Origin of the sequence: Citreicella sp. C3M06, from assembly GCF_018860705.1 — a bacterium.
GTDB lineage: Bacteria > Pseudomonadota > Alphaproteobacteria > Rhodobacterales > Rhodobacteraceae > Salipiger.
This window is the reverse complement of sequence record NZ_JAHKQA010000081.1, coordinates 47,790-62,359: the sequence shown is the minus strand read 5'-3', so window position 1 is coordinate 62,359 and position 14,570 is coordinate 47,790. Positions and strand designations below refer to the sequence as shown.

Annotated in this window: 16 protein-coding genes; 12 read left to right on the top strand and 4 right to left on the bottom strand. The window is 63.9% G+C overall.

The features are described 5' to 3' along the window. The 4 genes from KO516_RS19835 to KO516_RS19820 all read left to right on the top strand — a co-directional run. On the top strand, positions 1-180 hold a 180-nt coding region (locus KO516_RS19835), incomplete at its 5' end, for a hypothetical protein (protein ID WP_216005527.1). Positions 181-298: 118 nt separating this feature from the next. Beyond that, the gene (locus KO516_RS19830; protein ID WP_216005526.1) at positions 299-934 is read left to right on the top strand and encodes an adenosylcobinamide amidohydrolase; all 636 of its coding nucleotides are present in this window, start codon (positions 299-301) and stop codon (positions 932-934) included. A gap of 96 nt (positions 935-1,030) precedes the next feature. Beyond that, positions 1,031-1,741, top strand: a complete 711-nt coding sequence (locus KO516_RS19825; RefSeq protein WP_216005525.1) for a DUF1194 domain-containing protein — start codon at positions 1,031-1,033, stop codon at positions 1,739-1,741. A gap of 36 nt (positions 1,742-1,777) precedes the next feature. Next, positions 1,778-2,458 carry a hypothetical protein gene (locus KO516_RS19820; RefSeq protein ID WP_216005524.1) on the top strand — a complete coding sequence of 227 codons (681 nt, stop codon included), beginning with the start codon at positions 1,778-1,780 and terminating at the stop codon, positions 2,456-2,458. A 1-nt stretch (position 2,459) separates the two neighbouring features. Here the strand turns inward: KO516_RS19820 and KO516_RS19815 are convergent, their stop codons facing one another. Next, complete coding sequence (locus tag KO516_RS19815) at positions 2,460-2,870, bottom strand: cytochrome c (RefSeq protein WP_252737724.1); 411 nt, start codon at positions 2,868-2,870, stop codon at positions 2,460-2,462. Positions 2,871-3,329: 459 nt separating this feature from the next. On the opposite strand from KO516_RS19815, the gene KO516_RS19810 reads away from it, so the two are divergent. Beyond that, the gene (locus KO516_RS19810; protein WP_216005523.1) at positions 3,330-4,931 is read left to right on the top strand and encodes a transcriptional regulator; all 1,602 of its coding nucleotides are present in this window, start codon (positions 3,330-3,332) and stop codon (positions 4,929-4,931) included. Here KO516_RS19810 and KO516_RS19805 read toward each other — a convergent pair. Beyond that, the gene (locus KO516_RS19805; protein WP_216005522.1) at positions 4,928-5,404 is read right to left on the bottom strand and encodes a MarR family winged helix-turn-helix transcriptional regulator; all 477 of its coding nucleotides are present in this window, start codon (positions 5,402-5,404) and stop codon (positions 4,928-4,930) included. The two genes, KO516_RS19810 and KO516_RS19805, sit on opposite strands and share 4 nt — an antisense overlap. Positions 5,405-5,682: 278 nt before the next feature. Between KO516_RS19805 and ectA the strand changes: the two genes are divergently transcribed. The 4 genes from ectA to KO516_RS19785 all read left to right on the top strand — a co-directional run bounded on the left by ectA (position 5,683) and on the right by KO516_RS19785 (position 9,405). Further along, complete coding sequence (gene ectA, locus KO516_RS19800; protein WP_216005521.1) at positions 5,683-6,219, top strand: diaminobutyrate acetyltransferase; 537 nt, start codon at positions 5,683-5,685, stop codon at positions 6,217-6,219. Positions 6,220-6,303: 84 nt separating this feature from the next. Beyond that, entirely contained in the window at positions 6,304-7,578 is a 1,275-nt protein-coding gene (gene ectB, locus KO516_RS19795; RefSeq protein WP_216005520.1) for a diaminobutyrate--2-oxoglutarate transaminase, read from the top strand. Between the two features lie 6 nt (positions 7,579-7,584). Beyond that, on the top strand, positions 7,585-7,977 hold the full coding sequence (locus KO516_RS19790) for an ectoine synthase (protein WP_216005519.1): 393 nt from the start codon (positions 7,585-7,587) through the stop codon (positions 7,975-7,977). Between the two features lie 3 nt (positions 7,978-7,980). After that, positions 7,981-9,405, top strand: a complete 1,425-nt coding sequence (locus tag KO516_RS19785; protein ID WP_216005518.1) for an aspartate kinase — start codon at positions 7,981-7,983, stop codon at positions 9,403-9,405. A gap of 263 nt (positions 9,406-9,668) precedes the next feature. Here the strand turns inward: KO516_RS19785 and katG are convergent, their stop codons facing one another. After that, the gene (gene katG / locus KO516_RS19780; protein ID WP_216005517.1) at positions 9,669-11,870 is read right to left on the bottom strand and encodes a catalase/peroxidase HPI; all 2,202 of its coding nucleotides are present in this window, start codon (positions 11,868-11,870) and stop codon (positions 9,669-9,671) included. Positions 11,871-12,011: 141 nt separating this feature from the next. Here katG and KO516_RS19775 point away from each other — a divergent pair, with 141 nt between their 5' ends. Continuing rightward, complete coding sequence (locus KO516_RS19775) at positions 12,012-12,965, top strand: hydrogen peroxide-inducible genes activator (RefSeq protein WP_216005516.1); 954 nt, start codon at positions 12,012-12,014, stop codon at positions 12,963-12,965. A gap of 245 nt (positions 12,966-13,210) precedes the next feature. On the opposite strand, the gene KO516_RS19770 is transcribed toward KO516_RS19775, so the two are convergent. Beyond that, positions 13,211-13,438 (bottom strand): hypothetical protein, encoded by a 228-nt coding sequence (locus KO516_RS19770; RefSeq protein ID WP_216005515.1) that lies wholly within the window; start codon positions 13,436-13,438, stop codon positions 13,211-13,213. Positions 13,439-13,972: 534 nt separating this feature from the next. Between KO516_RS19770 and KO516_RS19765 the strand changes: the two genes are divergently transcribed. Both KO516_RS19765 and KO516_RS19760 read left to right on the top strand, forming a co-directional pair. Then, complete coding sequence (locus KO516_RS19765; RefSeq protein WP_216005514.1) at positions 13,973-14,305, top strand: hypothetical protein; 333 nt, start codon at positions 13,973-13,975, stop codon at positions 14,303-14,305. Next, complete coding sequence (locus KO516_RS19760; RefSeq protein WP_216005513.1) at positions 14,295-14,495, top strand: hypothetical protein; 201 nt, start codon at positions 14,295-14,297, stop codon at positions 14,493-14,495. The genes KO516_RS19765 and KO516_RS19760 overlap by 11 nt, the downstream gene beginning before the upstream one ends. Positions 14,496-14,570: the final 75 nt, after the last annotated feature.

Below are 14,570 nucleotides of genomic sequence, written 5' to 3'. Positions count from 1 at the left end.
TATGTGCAACAACGTCCTCAGGAACGTCACCGCCCTCATGAAGGCTGTGCACTTGTTGCCTTCGACAAGGGCATGGGCCTTGACGATACCGAACGCATCGGCGGCGGCGATCCACAGGGTGCGACCGCTTCGCAGGATAAGAATCGTATCGCCCGCAATACAGTTGGCAGGGCTGAATAATGGCTGTGAGCGCACTTCCGGCGCAAAGACCGACTCGGCGATTTATGCCTCGATCCTCGGGGCCCGTCTGTATATTCACAGCGATACCCGCCGGAACATCGCTCAGATAAGGGCCGTCATGCTCCCTCCTCCCTGGCTCACCTTTCCCCTCGGCGCCCCGCACCGCGTTCTCAGCTTTGCGCCGCATAACGGCGGCTTCCGGGATGCGCAAAGGATCCTCTGGCGTGAGGTGCGCGATGCCGATCTGACGCCCGAGCTGGATGCATTTGCGTGGCTGCGCGGAGAGCTGACGGCCATCGGGGCGCAGGATGAGGTGTGTTTTCTCACCTCGCGCAAGCTCTCGGCCCATGTGCGCCGCAAGGCAACGGTCGAAGACACCACCGCCACGGCCATGGTCACCGCCGGGCTTAGCAATGCCGAGCGCATCGGCACCCGCCTGCCGCGAACGTGGAAGGATTGGGGTACCATCAACATCGCCCTGCGTCTCAGCCAGCCGCTGTCAGACGTTGCCCTGATCGAAGCGCTCAGCCTTGTCGCCGAGGCGCGCACCGCTGCCGTGCTCGACGCGGGCGTGGAACTGCCAACCGGGCGCGCCACCGGCACGGGCACCGATTGCATCGCTGTCGCCGCCCCGCCCGGAGAACACGCCTTTGTCGGCAAGCACACCGCCGCCGGAGAGGCGCTTGGCCGCGCGGCCTATGACGCCACCGCCGAGGCGGTGCACCACTGGCTGCTCGAGAGCGAGGCGTGGTAGGCAAAAACCGCTCACGTTCGCGTCAGTACGGCACAGAAGCGATGCGGGCAGCGGGCCGGGCCGGTTAGCCTTGGTCAAGCAGCCCGGAGATCGACCATGCGCCTTGCCTTTGTCCTCGCCCTTGCCCTTCTGACCAGTGCCGTTCTGTCCAGCGCCGCGCAGGCGCAGGACACCGACCTTGAACTGGTGTTGCTGGCCGATGCTTCCGGCTCGATCACCCAGAGCGAGCTGATGTTCCAGCGCGAAGGCTATGCGCAAGCGATGCAGGATCCCGAGGTGCTGGGCGCCATCTCCAGAACCGCCTATGGCGAGATCGCCGTGACCTATGTGGAATGGGCCGCCAATCAGGGACAGGTGGTGACATGGATGCGGATCCGGGGCCCCGAGGATGCCGCAAGCTTTGCCGCGCAATTGCTCGACAGCCCGCGCATGGCCTTTGGCCGCAATGCCATCGGCCACGCGCTGCTGACCGGCAAGGCGCTGATCGAGCGCAATGACATCGACGGCTGGCGCAAGGTCATCGATTTCTCGGGTGACAGCATCGGCAATTTCAGCGGCCCTGGCATCGAAGAGGCCCGCGACGAGGTGCTTGCCAGCGGCATCACCATCAACGCCCTGCCGATTCTGCGCGAAGGCAGTCTCGATTCCAACCTTGCGCAGATCTACGAGGATCGCATCATCGGCGGCATGGGAGCTTTTGTCGTCACCGCCTCGAGCCGCGAGCATTTCGCCGAGGCGGTAAAACGCAAGCTGATCCTCGAAATCTCGGGAACGATGCCGACCACCGATGTCGTCACGCTGCGGTGACTTGCACACCGGCGGCGGGCAGGCTTTGCTGCGCGGATGCGACTGATCCTTTTTGCCCTGCTGTTCCTTGCTGCCTGCGGCCGCACCCTGACGCCGAACGAAACCGCATTTCTGAACGCCATTCAGGGCGACAGGCTCGACACCTCGCGAATCAGGTTTCACGACGGGCTGGCGCTGGGATCGGTGACCTATCAGCGGCCCATCCGCCCGCGCCTGACCTGCATGGAACGGATCTGGCCCCCTTCGCAGGGCGAAACCGTGACGGTTTCTCCCGGTGCGATGACCGTGTTCCAGCGGGTGTTTTATCGCAAGGATCTGTATCGGCGCGATTTCATGCCCGACTATCCGAAACGGATCGACCTGCTGGATGCCATGCTGCTGGCGCATGAGGCGACGCATGTCTGGCAATGGCAAAACCGGAAACGCACCGGCTACACCCCGCTGAAGGCAATTACCGAACATGGCCAATCCCGCGATCCCTACCTGTTCGACACGGGCGAGATGTCGCGTTTTCTCGATCATGGCTACGAGCAGCAAGGCGCCATCGTCGAGGAATACGTCTGCTGCCACGTGCTTGATCCGGGCGCGCCGCGCACACAGAGGCTGCGGGCGATGATCGGGGCGGAGATGCCGATTGCCCGGCTCGATGCGGCGCTCGACGCCCCCGAAGTGATCGTGCCGTGGCGCGGCATCCAGCGCGAGGGAATCTGCCGCTAGATCACTCTTCGATGCGCTGAAGCTCGTAGAGATAAGCCACAAGATCGATCACCGCGCGCGAGGCCAGCAGCGGCTGGCCGGAGGGTGTCTTGATCGGAACGTCAAAAGCGCGCTCGAAATAATCGCCATAGACCGGCATGGGCGAGCCGTGGCTGACCAGCGGATCGCGCCCGTCGATGCGCATCACGACCCGCTCCATCGGGAACACTCCGCCGTTGCGGATCAACAGCTCGGTCAGGTTGACCGGCTTGATGACCATCGCCCCGGCCATCGGGCCTTCGCCGCGCCCCTCAAGCCCGTGGCAGGTGGCGCAATGACGCTGGTACAGCGCCCGACCAATATCGGCGTCCTGCGCGGTGGCAACAGACGCCGTGACGCCAAGCACCACGGCAAGCATGAAACGGCACAGCATGATTTCCTCCCGAAGCTTTGGGAGAGCATGGCGCGGCGAGTTTTCCTGCGCCTTGATCCCTGTCATCCGGAGCCAAAAAAGTAGCCGGGGCCACGCGGACCCCGGCGCACTTGTCACCAAAAGGCAGACGACCGTCTGCCCTACTCGTTACCCTGTGGTCCTTGCCGACGGATCGACAATGACGGCGCGTTGAGACAAATGAGGACGATCCAGAGCGGCCCACGCAGCCTTGGCGAAAACAACCGCCAGTTGCGCCGGAAGGTCTCGTCGCCGAGGCCTTTTTGCTATTTTGAGTGAATCGTCCGCTCCTCCTCCGAATACAGCTTGAGCTTCAAGCTGCTTCACGTCAACCTTTGGTCGTGCGCTGTATAATTATATGCGGCTTTTTGACTGTGTGCGATATTATTCTGATTGCAGAGTCCAGATAGTATCATGTTTTCTGATGACGGGACCAAAGCCATGCGCGACCCCGCTGCGACCATTCGAATCGAACTTCTTGGAAAATTTCGTATAACCTGCGCCGACGGTCAGGAATTGACCCTGACCGGCGCAAAAAATCAGGGCATCATCGCGATGCTTGCCCTTGCCCCGGATCAACGCCGCTCGCGCCGCTGGCTGGCGCGCCACCTGTGGAGCACTTTCCGCGACGAACAGGCCTCGGCCAACCTGCGCCAGGCGCTGCGCAAGCTGCGAAAGATGCTTGGCCCCTGCTCCGGCATCCTACTATGCGACGGCGAAGAGGTGGCGCTGGATTCCTCACGCGTGACGGTCGATCTGTTCGACGCCGCGCAGCCGAACGGGTCTGGGATGGAACTGCTGCCGGGGCTCGAGCCGCGCGACCCGGCATTCTCGGCATGGCTGCAGCAGGAACGCGCCACATGGCGTGACCGCGGCCTGCTTGCGGTGCGACAGTCAGAGCGCGGCGTTGCCATCCGCTGCGTGTTTGATCAGTCGACCGCGCCGAGCGACAGGCTGCTTGCCGAGTATACCGCCGACGGGATCGCAGGCAGCATCATCGAACAGGTGCGCGCCTGGCGACAGGCCGACACCGGCAGTGTCGGCAAACCGCTACCAGATTGCGACGTGCTGCTGTCGTGCAACCTGTCGCGTGCCGATTATACTCGCGCGGCCTTTGTCCGGGCGATAGACCTGCGCACCGGTGAGATCCTGCTGAGCGAAACCCATCCGCTAAGCGACGATGACCAGTTGCGGCAATCCACGCCCGAGCTGTCGCGTCTGATCTATCAAAGCGCCGAGCGCGTGCTGTCGCGGTTGCCGCAAGCGCTTGGCCTGAACCGGCCCGAAGCGCGGGCCACGGCATTGTCCCGGCTGGCGTTGAAACGGCTTTTCGGCTTTGAGCGCGACGAGACGCGCAAGGCCTGTGCCTTGTTCGAAAAGGCGTACCGGCTGGATCACAGCGGCGTCTACCTCGCGTGGCACGGCATGGCCCGCCTGACCCAGCTGATCGAAAAACTTGAGCCCGACACCAAGGCCCTGCAAGAACAGATCACCGAGCTGAGCCTGCAGGCCTTGCGCAGCGATGCGTCCAACCCGCTGGTTCAGGCACTGGTGTCGAAGACGGTCTCGACAATTGGCGGCGATGTCAGCGGGGGAATGGATCTTGCGCGCCGATCCGTGGCGGGCAACCCGCATTCCCCCTACGCTTGGAAGGCGCTGGCAGAAGCGCATATGGCCTGCGGCGATCCGGTGGCGGCGCTGTCTGCGTCATCCAATGCGCTTGAAATCGTGCGGTACTCGCCGTTCCGGCATTGGTGGGATATCAGCCATGCGCTGATCAATCTGTCCTGCGAGCGCTATGACGATGCCATCGCCGCAGCCGAAACGACGCTGAGGGGCAGCCCGAAATCGCGCCCCGCGCTGCGCAGTCTGATCGCGTTGTACACGCGCAGCGAACGGCTCGACGATGCGATGCGTGCCGCCAAGCGGCTTGGCGAGATCGAACCGGGCTTTACGCTCGAGCTGCTGGTCAACGATCCGGCCTACCCGGTGCCCGTGCTGCGCGAAAAGGATTTGCTGACCCCGATCCGCGCGCTGCTTTAGGCCGCGCCGATGGCCCCGACCGTCAGCACGGGCGAAGCGTCGATGTCGCGCGCATCCAGCATGGCTGCGACCCGTTCCAGCGACGACAGAAGCTGCGCCTGCTCCCAGTCTTCGAGCCGCTCGAATTCGCGCACGAACCGTTGCTGCAGGGCGTCCGGCGCCTTTTCAAGCGCCGCCTCGCCCGCCGGCACCAGCATGACATTGATCTGCCTGCGGTCGGTTTCCGACTGGGCGCGGCGGACCATGCCATCCTTGACCAGCTTGTCGACCAGCCCGGTGACCGTGGCCTGACTGACGCCCATCTGCAGCGCCAGCGCCTTTGGCGTGGTGCGCCCGCCCTTCATCTGCACGATCTGCATCACCCGCAGCTTTGCCGGGGTCACCCCGGCAGCGCTTGCAAGGTCGCGTTCGTAAAGCTCGGTTGCGCGCAAAATGCGCCTGAGGGCGATCAAACTGTCATCCGTTCTGTCCATTGGACCTGTTACCTTGCCATTGCCGGGCCTGAAGCGGGAAGGCTGCCTTGTGCCTGATGGTTCGGGATACTTCAAGTGGCTAAGCATCTACTGAATATTTCACGATCCTAAATATAATTTAATTGCAGAAACTTTCAATAGATTGTGGAATTTTCACCCAATATCCCCATAAAAATAAGGGCCAATGCAGGATTTCGCCTAAAAATGCTTAGGTGGTTGAAACTTTGCTGCCGCTCGATTAGTTTACTGATCAAAGGAAAACGAGAGGACGCACACCGATGCCGAAAGACAGCTTCACCGCCCCGGCGGATGCTCTGACGCTCCGCAAGCCCGAGAAGACCGATGGCGCCGCCATCTGGGAGCTCGTGCGCGCGTGCAAGCCGCTCGACGAGAATTCGATGTACTGCAATCTCGTACAGGCAGAGCACTTTCGCGACACCTGCGTCGTGGCCGAGCTTGACGGCGAGGTGGTCGGCTGGATCTCGGGTCACATGATCCCCAACGAAGACACGTTCTTTGTCTGGCAGGTGGCGGTCGGTGAACAGGCCCGTGGTCTTGGTCTTGGCAAGCAGATGCTGCTGCATCTGGTGAACCGCGACGAGACCACCGAGGCGCGCGCCCTCAAGACCACCATCACCAAGGACAACGCTGCCTCGTGGGGGCTGTTCCGCAGCTTTGCCCGCACCATTGGCGGCGATCTGAGTGACGCGCCGCATTACCACAAGGAAGACCACTTCGGTGGTCATCACGACACCGAACATCTGGTGACGGTCACGTTGCCCCGCAAGCAGGCCGCCAAACTGCGCGCCGCCTGAGCGCCAGCGCCCGCCGGACGCCCCTGCGGGCCGCTCACCGTTGACCAAATTTATCTGATCCCAAGTCCCGAAAGGACGTAAGACATGACACGCGATATCTATACGCGCCGCGAAAGCGAAGCGCGCTCCTACTGCCGTTCGTTCCCCACCAGCTTCGTCAAGGCGCAGGGTTCGATCCTGACCGATGATACCGGCCGCGAGTACATCGACTTTCTCGCCGGTTGCTCGTCGCTGAACTACGGCCACAACGACCCCGACATGAAGGCCGCGTTGATCGACCATCTGATGGCCGATGGCGTGACCCACGGGCTCGACATGCACACCGATCAGAAAGAAGCCTTTCTGACCGCCTTCGAAGAGATCATCCTGCGTCCGCGCAACATGGACCACAAGGTGATGATGGTCGGCCCGACCGGCACCAACGCCGTCGAGGCGGCGATGAAGCTGGCCCGCAAGGTCACCGGCCGTCACAACATCGTCGCCTTCACCAATGGCTTTCATGGCATGACCATGGGCGCGCTGGCCGCAACCGGCAACAGCGGCAAGCGCGGCGGCGGCGGGATGCCGCTTCAGGGCGTTACCCACCTGCCCTTCGAAGGCGCCTTCGGCCCCGATGTCGATACGCTCAAGCAGATCGAATTCATGCTCGACAACCCGTCGTCGGGTCTTGATGCGCCCGCCGCATTCCTGATCGAGCCGGTGCAGGGCGAAGGCGGCCTGAATGCTGCCTCTGCCGACTGGCTGCGCGGCATCGCGGCGCTGGCGAAAAAGCATGGCGCGCTGCTGATCCTCGATGACATTCAGGCCGGGATCGGCCGCACCGGCACGTTCTTTTCCTTCGAGGAAATGGGTATCGAGCCGGACCTGATCCCGCTGGCGAAATCGCTGTCCGGCTTTGGCCTGCCGTTTGCCGCGCTGCTGGTCAAACCGCAGCACGATATCTGGAAGCCCGCCGAGCATAACGGCACCTTCCGGGGCAACACCCATGCCTTTGTCACCGCCCGCGTGGCGCTGGAGAAATTCTGGAAGGACAGCGCCTTTCAGGACAGCCTCACGGACAAGACCCGCACCGTGGAAACCGGCCTGACCTCGATCGCCGACATGATCGACGGGGCGTTCCTCAAGGGTCGCGGCCTGATGCGCGGCGTCGACGTCGGCTCGGGCGATCTGGCCGGAACGATCTGCGCCGAGGCGTTCAAGCGCGGCCTGATCATCGAAACATCGGGCGCGCATGACGAGGTGGTCAAGGTGCTGGCACCGCTGACCACCACGGATGAGCAGTTTGCGGCAGGGTTCGAGATCCTGCGCGACGCCACCCGCGCCGCCCTTACCGACACAATGAAAATCGCAGCGGAGTAATTCATCATGATCGTACGCGACTTCAACAAGCTCAAAGACACCGACAAGCACGTGGCCGACGCCCAGTGGACATCCACCCGGATGCTGCTGGCACAGGACGGCATGGGCTTTTCGTTCCATATCACCGTGCTCGAGGCTGGCTCGGAACATACCTTCCATTACAAGCACCACTTTGAATCGGTGTATTGCATGGCGGGCAAGGGTTCGATCACCGACATCGCCACCGGCGAGACCCACGAGATCAAGCCCGGCGTCATGTATGCGCTGAACCTGCACGACAAGCACATCCTGCGCGCCGAAGAAGAGCTGCACATGGCCTGCTGCTTCAACCCGCCGGTGACCGGCACCGAGGTGCACCGCGAGGATGGCTCTTACGCCCCGGCCGAGGAGGTGGCGTAAGCCATGGCATTGCATACCGTTGAAAAGATCGGCGGGACATCCATGTCCCGCGTTCATGAGCTGCGGGACACCCTGCTGATCGGCGAGCGCACAGGTGCGGACCTTTACGGGCGTATTTTCGTGGTCTCTGCCTTCGGCGGTATCACCAACCTGCTGCTCGAACACAAGAAGACCGGGGAGCCGGGCGTCTTTGGCCAGTTCGCCGCGTCCGACAACAGCCATGGCTGGCACGACGCGCTCAACCGCGTTGGCGATGCGATGATCGAGGCGCATACCAGAGTGCTGGATCATCCCGCCGATATCGAGCAGGCGACCGATTTCGTGCGCACCCGCATCGACGGGGCGCGCAACTGCCTGATCGATCTGGCGCGGGTCTGTTCGTATGGCCATTTCCGCCTGTCGGAGCACATGCTTCAGACGCGCGAGCTGCTGTCGGGCATGGGCGAAGCGCATTCGGCGTTCGTCACCGTGCTGATGCTTCAGCGCGCCGGGGTGAATGCCCGTTTCGTCGACCTGAGCGGCTGGCGCGGCGAGGGCGATGTCTCGCTCGAGCAGCGCATCCTTGGCGCGATGGAGGGCATCGACCCGATGCTCGAAATGCCCATTGTGACGGGTTATGCGCAATGCGCCGAAGGGCTGATGCGCGAATTCGACCGGGGCTATTCCGAGGTGACCTTTTCGATGCTGGCGTCGCTGACGCAGGCGCGTGAAGCGATCATCCACAAGGAATTCCACCTGTCCTCGGCAGACCCGAACCTTGTCGGCCATGGCGCCGCCCGCAAGCTGGGCCGGACCAATTACGACGTGGCCGACCAGATGTCGAACATGGGCATGGAGGCCATCCACCCCAAGGCCGCCAAGACGCTGCGCCAGGCCGATGTGCCGCTGCGCGTCACCAATGCCTTTGAGCCGCAGGACCCCGGCACGCTGATCGACGACGAAGCGGCGGAAACGCCCGCTGTCGAGATGGTCACCGGCCTTGATATCATCGCCCTTGAGCTGTTCGAGCAGGACATGGTTGGGGTCAAGGGATACGACGCCGCGATCCTTGAGGTGCTGACGCGCCATGACGTGCGCATCGTGTCGAAAGTGTCGAATGCCAACACCATCACCCATTATGTCGACAGCTCGCTGTCGGCGATGCGCAAGGTCGAAAAAGATCTGCGCAAGATCTACCCGTCGGCCCGGATCGGCTCGCGGACGCTGGCGATGGCGGCGGTGATCGGGCGCGACCTCGCCGGCTTGTCCTGCCTGCAGCGCGGCCTCGTGGCCATCGCCGAGGAAGGGCTGGAGGCGCTTGGCGCCAGCCAGGGTCCGCGCAACGTCGACGTTCAGTTCATCATGGAGCGCGAGTTGCTGCAGCCGGTGATCAAGGCGCTGCACAGGACATTCATCGAAGAGGTTCCGGCGATCCGCGCCGCCGCCTGAATTCTTGCAACGTCAACAGTTTCGGCCCGCCCCATTTTCCGTGGGGCGGGCCGTTTTGCGTCGCGCCCGTGGCGCGGGCGTCTCGCGCCGTGCGACTGCTGTGCGGGGTGATGCCGTCGGATGCCTCCGGCGGGGATATTTGTCGCCAGAAGAAACGCAGGGCGTGCGCCTTGGCTGAGGGCGGCGATACAAAAGCCCCGCCCGCCGGTGGGGACGGACGGGGCTGGCGTGGACGGGACCGGGCAGCGCCCGGCCCTGCCGGATCAGGCGTATTTCACGTCGAACCGGTCGGCATCCATCACCTTGGTCCAGGCGGCGACGAAATCGCTGGCGAATTTCGCCTTGTTGTCATCTTGCGCGTAGACCTCTGCATAAGAGCGCAGCACCGAGTTCGACCCGAACACAAGGTCGGCGCGGGTCGCGGTGTAGACCCGCTCGCCGCTCTTGCGGTTGCGGATCTCGTAGCTGCCATCCGCAACCGGATGCCAGCTGTAGGCCATGTCGGTGATCACATCGAAGAAGTCCGGCGTCAGCGCACCGGGCGTCTGGGTGAACACGCCATGCGCGCTGCCACCGTGGTTGGTGTTCATGACGCGCATGCCCCCAACCAGAACCGTCATCTCGGACGCGGTCAGACCCATTAGCTGCGCCCGGTCGAGCATCATCTCTTCGGGAGAGACGACATACTCTTCCTTCTGCCAGTTGCGGAACCCGTCGGCGAGCGGCTCCATCGGCTCGAAGCTTTCGGCGTCGGTCTGCTCTTGCGTGGCATCGCCCCGGCCCGGCGTGAAGGGCACGGCAATGTCATTGCCACCGGCCTTGAGCGCCTGTTCCAGACCGACGTTGCCCGCCAGAACGATGGTATCCGCCACCGATGCGCCAGCCTCGGCCGCGATGGGCTCGAGCGCCGCGAGAACCTTGGCCAGACGCGCCGGCTCGTTGCCCGCCCAGTCCTTTTGCGGGGCCAGCCGGATGCGCGCGCCGTTGGCGCCGCCGCGACGGTCAGAGCCACGGAAGGTGCGCGCGCTGTCCCATGCGGTCGCGATCAGCTCTGCTGCCGGGATGCCGGTCGCGGCGATCTTTGCCTTGAGCGCATCGACGTCATAGCCGGTCGATCCTGCGGGGATCGGATCCTGCCAGATCAGATCTTCGGACGGGACATCGGGGCCGAAATACACCGACTTCGGGCCAAGATCGCGGTGCGTCAGCTTGAACCAGGCGCGGGCGAACGTGTCCGAGAAATACGCCGGGTCGGCGATGAACCGCTCGCAGATGGCACGGTAGGACGGATCCATCTTCAGCGCCATGTCGGCGTCGGTCATCATCGGCATGGTCTTGATCGAGGCATCCTCGACATCAACCGGCATGTCTTCTTCGGCGATCTCAACCGGCTTCCACTGCAGCGCACCGGCGGGGGATTTGGTCAGCTCCCACTCATGGCCGAAGAGCATGTCGAAATAGCCCATGTCCCACTGGGTCGGGTTCGTAGTCCAGGCGCCCTCGGGGCCGCCGGCCAGAACGTCACGGCCAATGCCGCGGCCCTTCTTGGGCATCCAGCCAAGGCCCTGATCCTCGAGACCGGCCGCTTCGGGCTCGGCACCGATGTTGTCCGGGCTGGCGGCGCCATGGCATTTGCCGATGGTGTGGCCACCCGCGGTCAGCGCCACGGTTTCCTCGTCGTTCATCGCCATGCGGGCGAAGGTCTCGCGCATGTGCTGCGCGGTGGCCAGCGGGTCGGGATTGCCGTTGACGCCCTCGGGGTTGACGTAGATCAGGCCCATCTGCACGGCGGCCAGCGGGTTGGCCAGCGTATCGGGCTTGTCGACGCTGCCATAGCGGTTGTCGGACGGCGCGAGCCATTCCTTTTCCGAACCCCAGTAGGTGTCTTTCTCGGGGTGCCAGATGTCTTCGCGGCCAAAGGCGAAGCCAAAGGTCTTGAGACCGGCCATCTGGTAGGCGACCGTCCCGGCATAGACCATCAGGTCGGCCCAAGAGATCTTGTTGCCGTATTTCTTCTTGACCGGCCAGAGGATGCGGCGGCCCTTGTCGGTGTTGGCGTTGTCGGGCCAGCTGTTGAGCGGCGCAAAGCGCTGGTTGCCGGTCCCGGCACCACCGCGGCCATCTGCGAGGCGGTAGGACCCGGCAGAGTGCCACGCCACGCGCGCCATCATGCCAAGATAGCTGCCCCAGTCACCGGGCCACCACTCGACGCTTTCCTCGAGACACTTGCGCACATCCGCTTCGAACGCATCGAAATCGAGACCCTTGAGCGCCTCGCGATAGTTGTAATCCGCGCCCATCGGGTTGGTCTTGCTGTCCTGCTGGTGCAGGATGTCGAGGTTGAGCGCGTTGGGCCACCAGTCCATCACCGAGGTGCCGCTGGCCGTCATGCCACCATGCGCCACCGGGCATTTGCCGCCACCGCGTCCGCTTTCGTTGATCTGTCCTTCGACGGTCTTGTTCATGAACTCGCTCCCGTGTCCTGTCTGCTTCGTAAGATGGCAACTGCCGCGGATCACGCGGGCTGTCACTGTCTGGAATCGTTCTAGCAAGCCATCTCCATAAAAGCCAATTGCATTTTCTGACCATCGCGATAAGCAGGGCTTATGATAAGCCTGTCCATGCGCCACCTGAAATATTTCGACGCCCTCGCCCGTTTGGGTCATTTCGGCCGCGCGGCGGAAAGCTGCGCGATCAGCCAGCCCGCGCTGTCGATGCAGATCAAAGAGCTCGAAGAGCTGGTCGGCGCGCCGCTGGTCGAACGCGGCGCCCGGCAGATGCGGCTGACCGGGCTGGGCGAGGATTTCGCCGCCCGCGTGCGCGACATTCTCAGCGCGGTCGACGATCTGGCCGACCTTGCCCGCGCCTCGCAACAGCGCCTGACCGGGCGGCTGCGCATCGGCGTGATCCCGACGGTTGCGCCCTATCTGCTGCCCGGCATCATCACCGCCCTTGGCGAGGCGCACCCCGGCCTCGATCTGCGGCCGCGCGAAGCCGTCACCGGGCGGCTGATCGAAGACCTTCTGGCGGGTCGGCTGGACACCGCCATCGTGGCGCTGCCGATTTCGGAACCCTCACTGGAAGAAGTGGCGCTGTTCGACGAGGATTTCGTGCTGGTGCGCGCCCCCGAAGACGCCGGCAAGCCGGTGCCCGACCCGGCCGAGCTGAGACAGATGCGCCTGCTGCTGCTCGAAGAAGGGCATTGCTTTCGCGATCAGGCGCTGTCGTTCTGCAAGCTCTCGCCCTCGGTGGCGCGCGATCTGATGGAAGGTTCGTCGCTGAGCACCCTCGTGCAAATGGTCGGTGCGGGCATCGGCGTGACGCTGGTGCCCGAGATTGCGCTGCCGATCGAAACCCGCTCGGCGCAGGTGTCGGTGGCGCAGCTGCCCGAGCCAAGGCCGCGCCGCACCATCGGCATGGTCTGGCGGCGCTCCAACCCGCTTGGCCCGCAGCTGTCGCGGATTTCGGCCACCCTCAGCACGGCGGGCATCGCCGCCCATGCAAAGGCAAGGTTCGCCCCCGCCAGCACGGCGCCCCGGGATGACCTCGCGGGTCGATAGCCGCATGCACCCGGCGCATCGCCGCTAATGTCACGCCAAAGGCTTGATGTGGGCATATGGTTCTGCGCAGCGTGACCGCAGGAGAGAGTATCGCATCACGGGCGCAAAGGTCAGCGCAGCCTATCTTCTGACGTCGGGCGCCTTCGAGACCGGGTTGATGTGCCAAACCTTTCCGTCTTTTGGGGCCGAAAGGCGCGGCGCCCCGGTCATGCGGACCGACGTGCCCCCTTCGCGCTGCGCGCCTGTCAGGGCTGCCGCGAGGCGCTGGCCGCCCGGCAGGCCATGGAAAGCGCCAGACCGGATGTGAGGGTCGCCAACGCCACCGGCTGCCCCGAGATGTTCACCACCTCATGGCCGCAATCGGCATTCCGGGTTCCGCGAATCCATTCGTTGTTCGCGAACACCGCGGCGGTGGCAAGCGGCAGGAAGGGGCTGACATCGCCGATCAACAGACACGCGGGGCCTCGGGCCATGTCGGGGCATCGCTTGATTTTCACACCGGCAGCCGGCGCTCGACCGAATGGTTCGCACATGTGCACGTCAAGCTGCCTGCCCGGCAGGCGAGCACCAGCAGGCATTGTTCGTGCTGATGCGGGAAGCAGGCAGGGAAATCCTTGGTGTCGGCATCCCCCTTGCGTCTTTCCACTCCCCTGCGAAAGGGCCTGTAGCCATGCCGAGATCAACGGCGCGCTGGCTTGGTGACGGGGCGGCGCCCCGAGGCTGGGTCTATCCTGCGCCGGTTCCCGCCAAGGACGCGCCGACGGTGGCCCTCTTCGGCGCCGGCCCCAGAGGCTCGGGCGCAAAGTGACGCTGCGTCACTTCAAGACGCGTTATGTACCAGCCCTGCTTATTCCGGGCTGTCAGCCCGGCAAGGCATGGGATGTTGCACGCGCAGCGCCATCGCCTTACCGCGAGAGGCTGGCGCTGCTGCACGAATTCATCAATCACGGGCGCTTTCCCGAAGCGCAGGACGTCGTCGTTCACCTACGATAGACCTGTGCCGCCTGATGAAGCGCTGGAGCAAGACGGGTGACTTTTTCACCGCCTCCGGCCTTCCGGGACCGCAAGCCGAAGCAGGCGATCTGATCCGCGCGGTGCGGCGAAAGCTGGAGGAAGCCTTGGAAGAAGGCATCGAGATCATCGACCACGCCACCGTGAGCTGGCTGATCATGAAGGGCTCGAAGGTCACCGGTGTCGAAGTCATCGCGCTGCGCAAGATCGCAAGGTCGGACGGGCACAAGACGCTGATCGCCTTAGAAGACCCTGCCAGCCGACATGGTCGTCCCCTGCATCGGCGAGGCAGTCTCCCCGGAAAGGCTCGAGGGCGGGTTGACCCATGATTATCTGCGCCTGACGGATACCTCAGGCACCATGGGCAATGCCTACGCGATCTGCGATACAACTGGCCAAAGCGGCCCTGTCGCCGCCGCCATAGCCGACAGCCGCCGCACGGCGGAGGCGCTCGCGCTGCGCGTCGCCGGATTCGCGCCTCCCTCGATCTGCGTGGCACCGCAGGCAGAGAATGCCTGAACCCTCGCTCTTAAGGCACCGATGAGCGCCAGAATCCGCCCAAACCGCCCATCACAGCGCGCGATTTATACATCG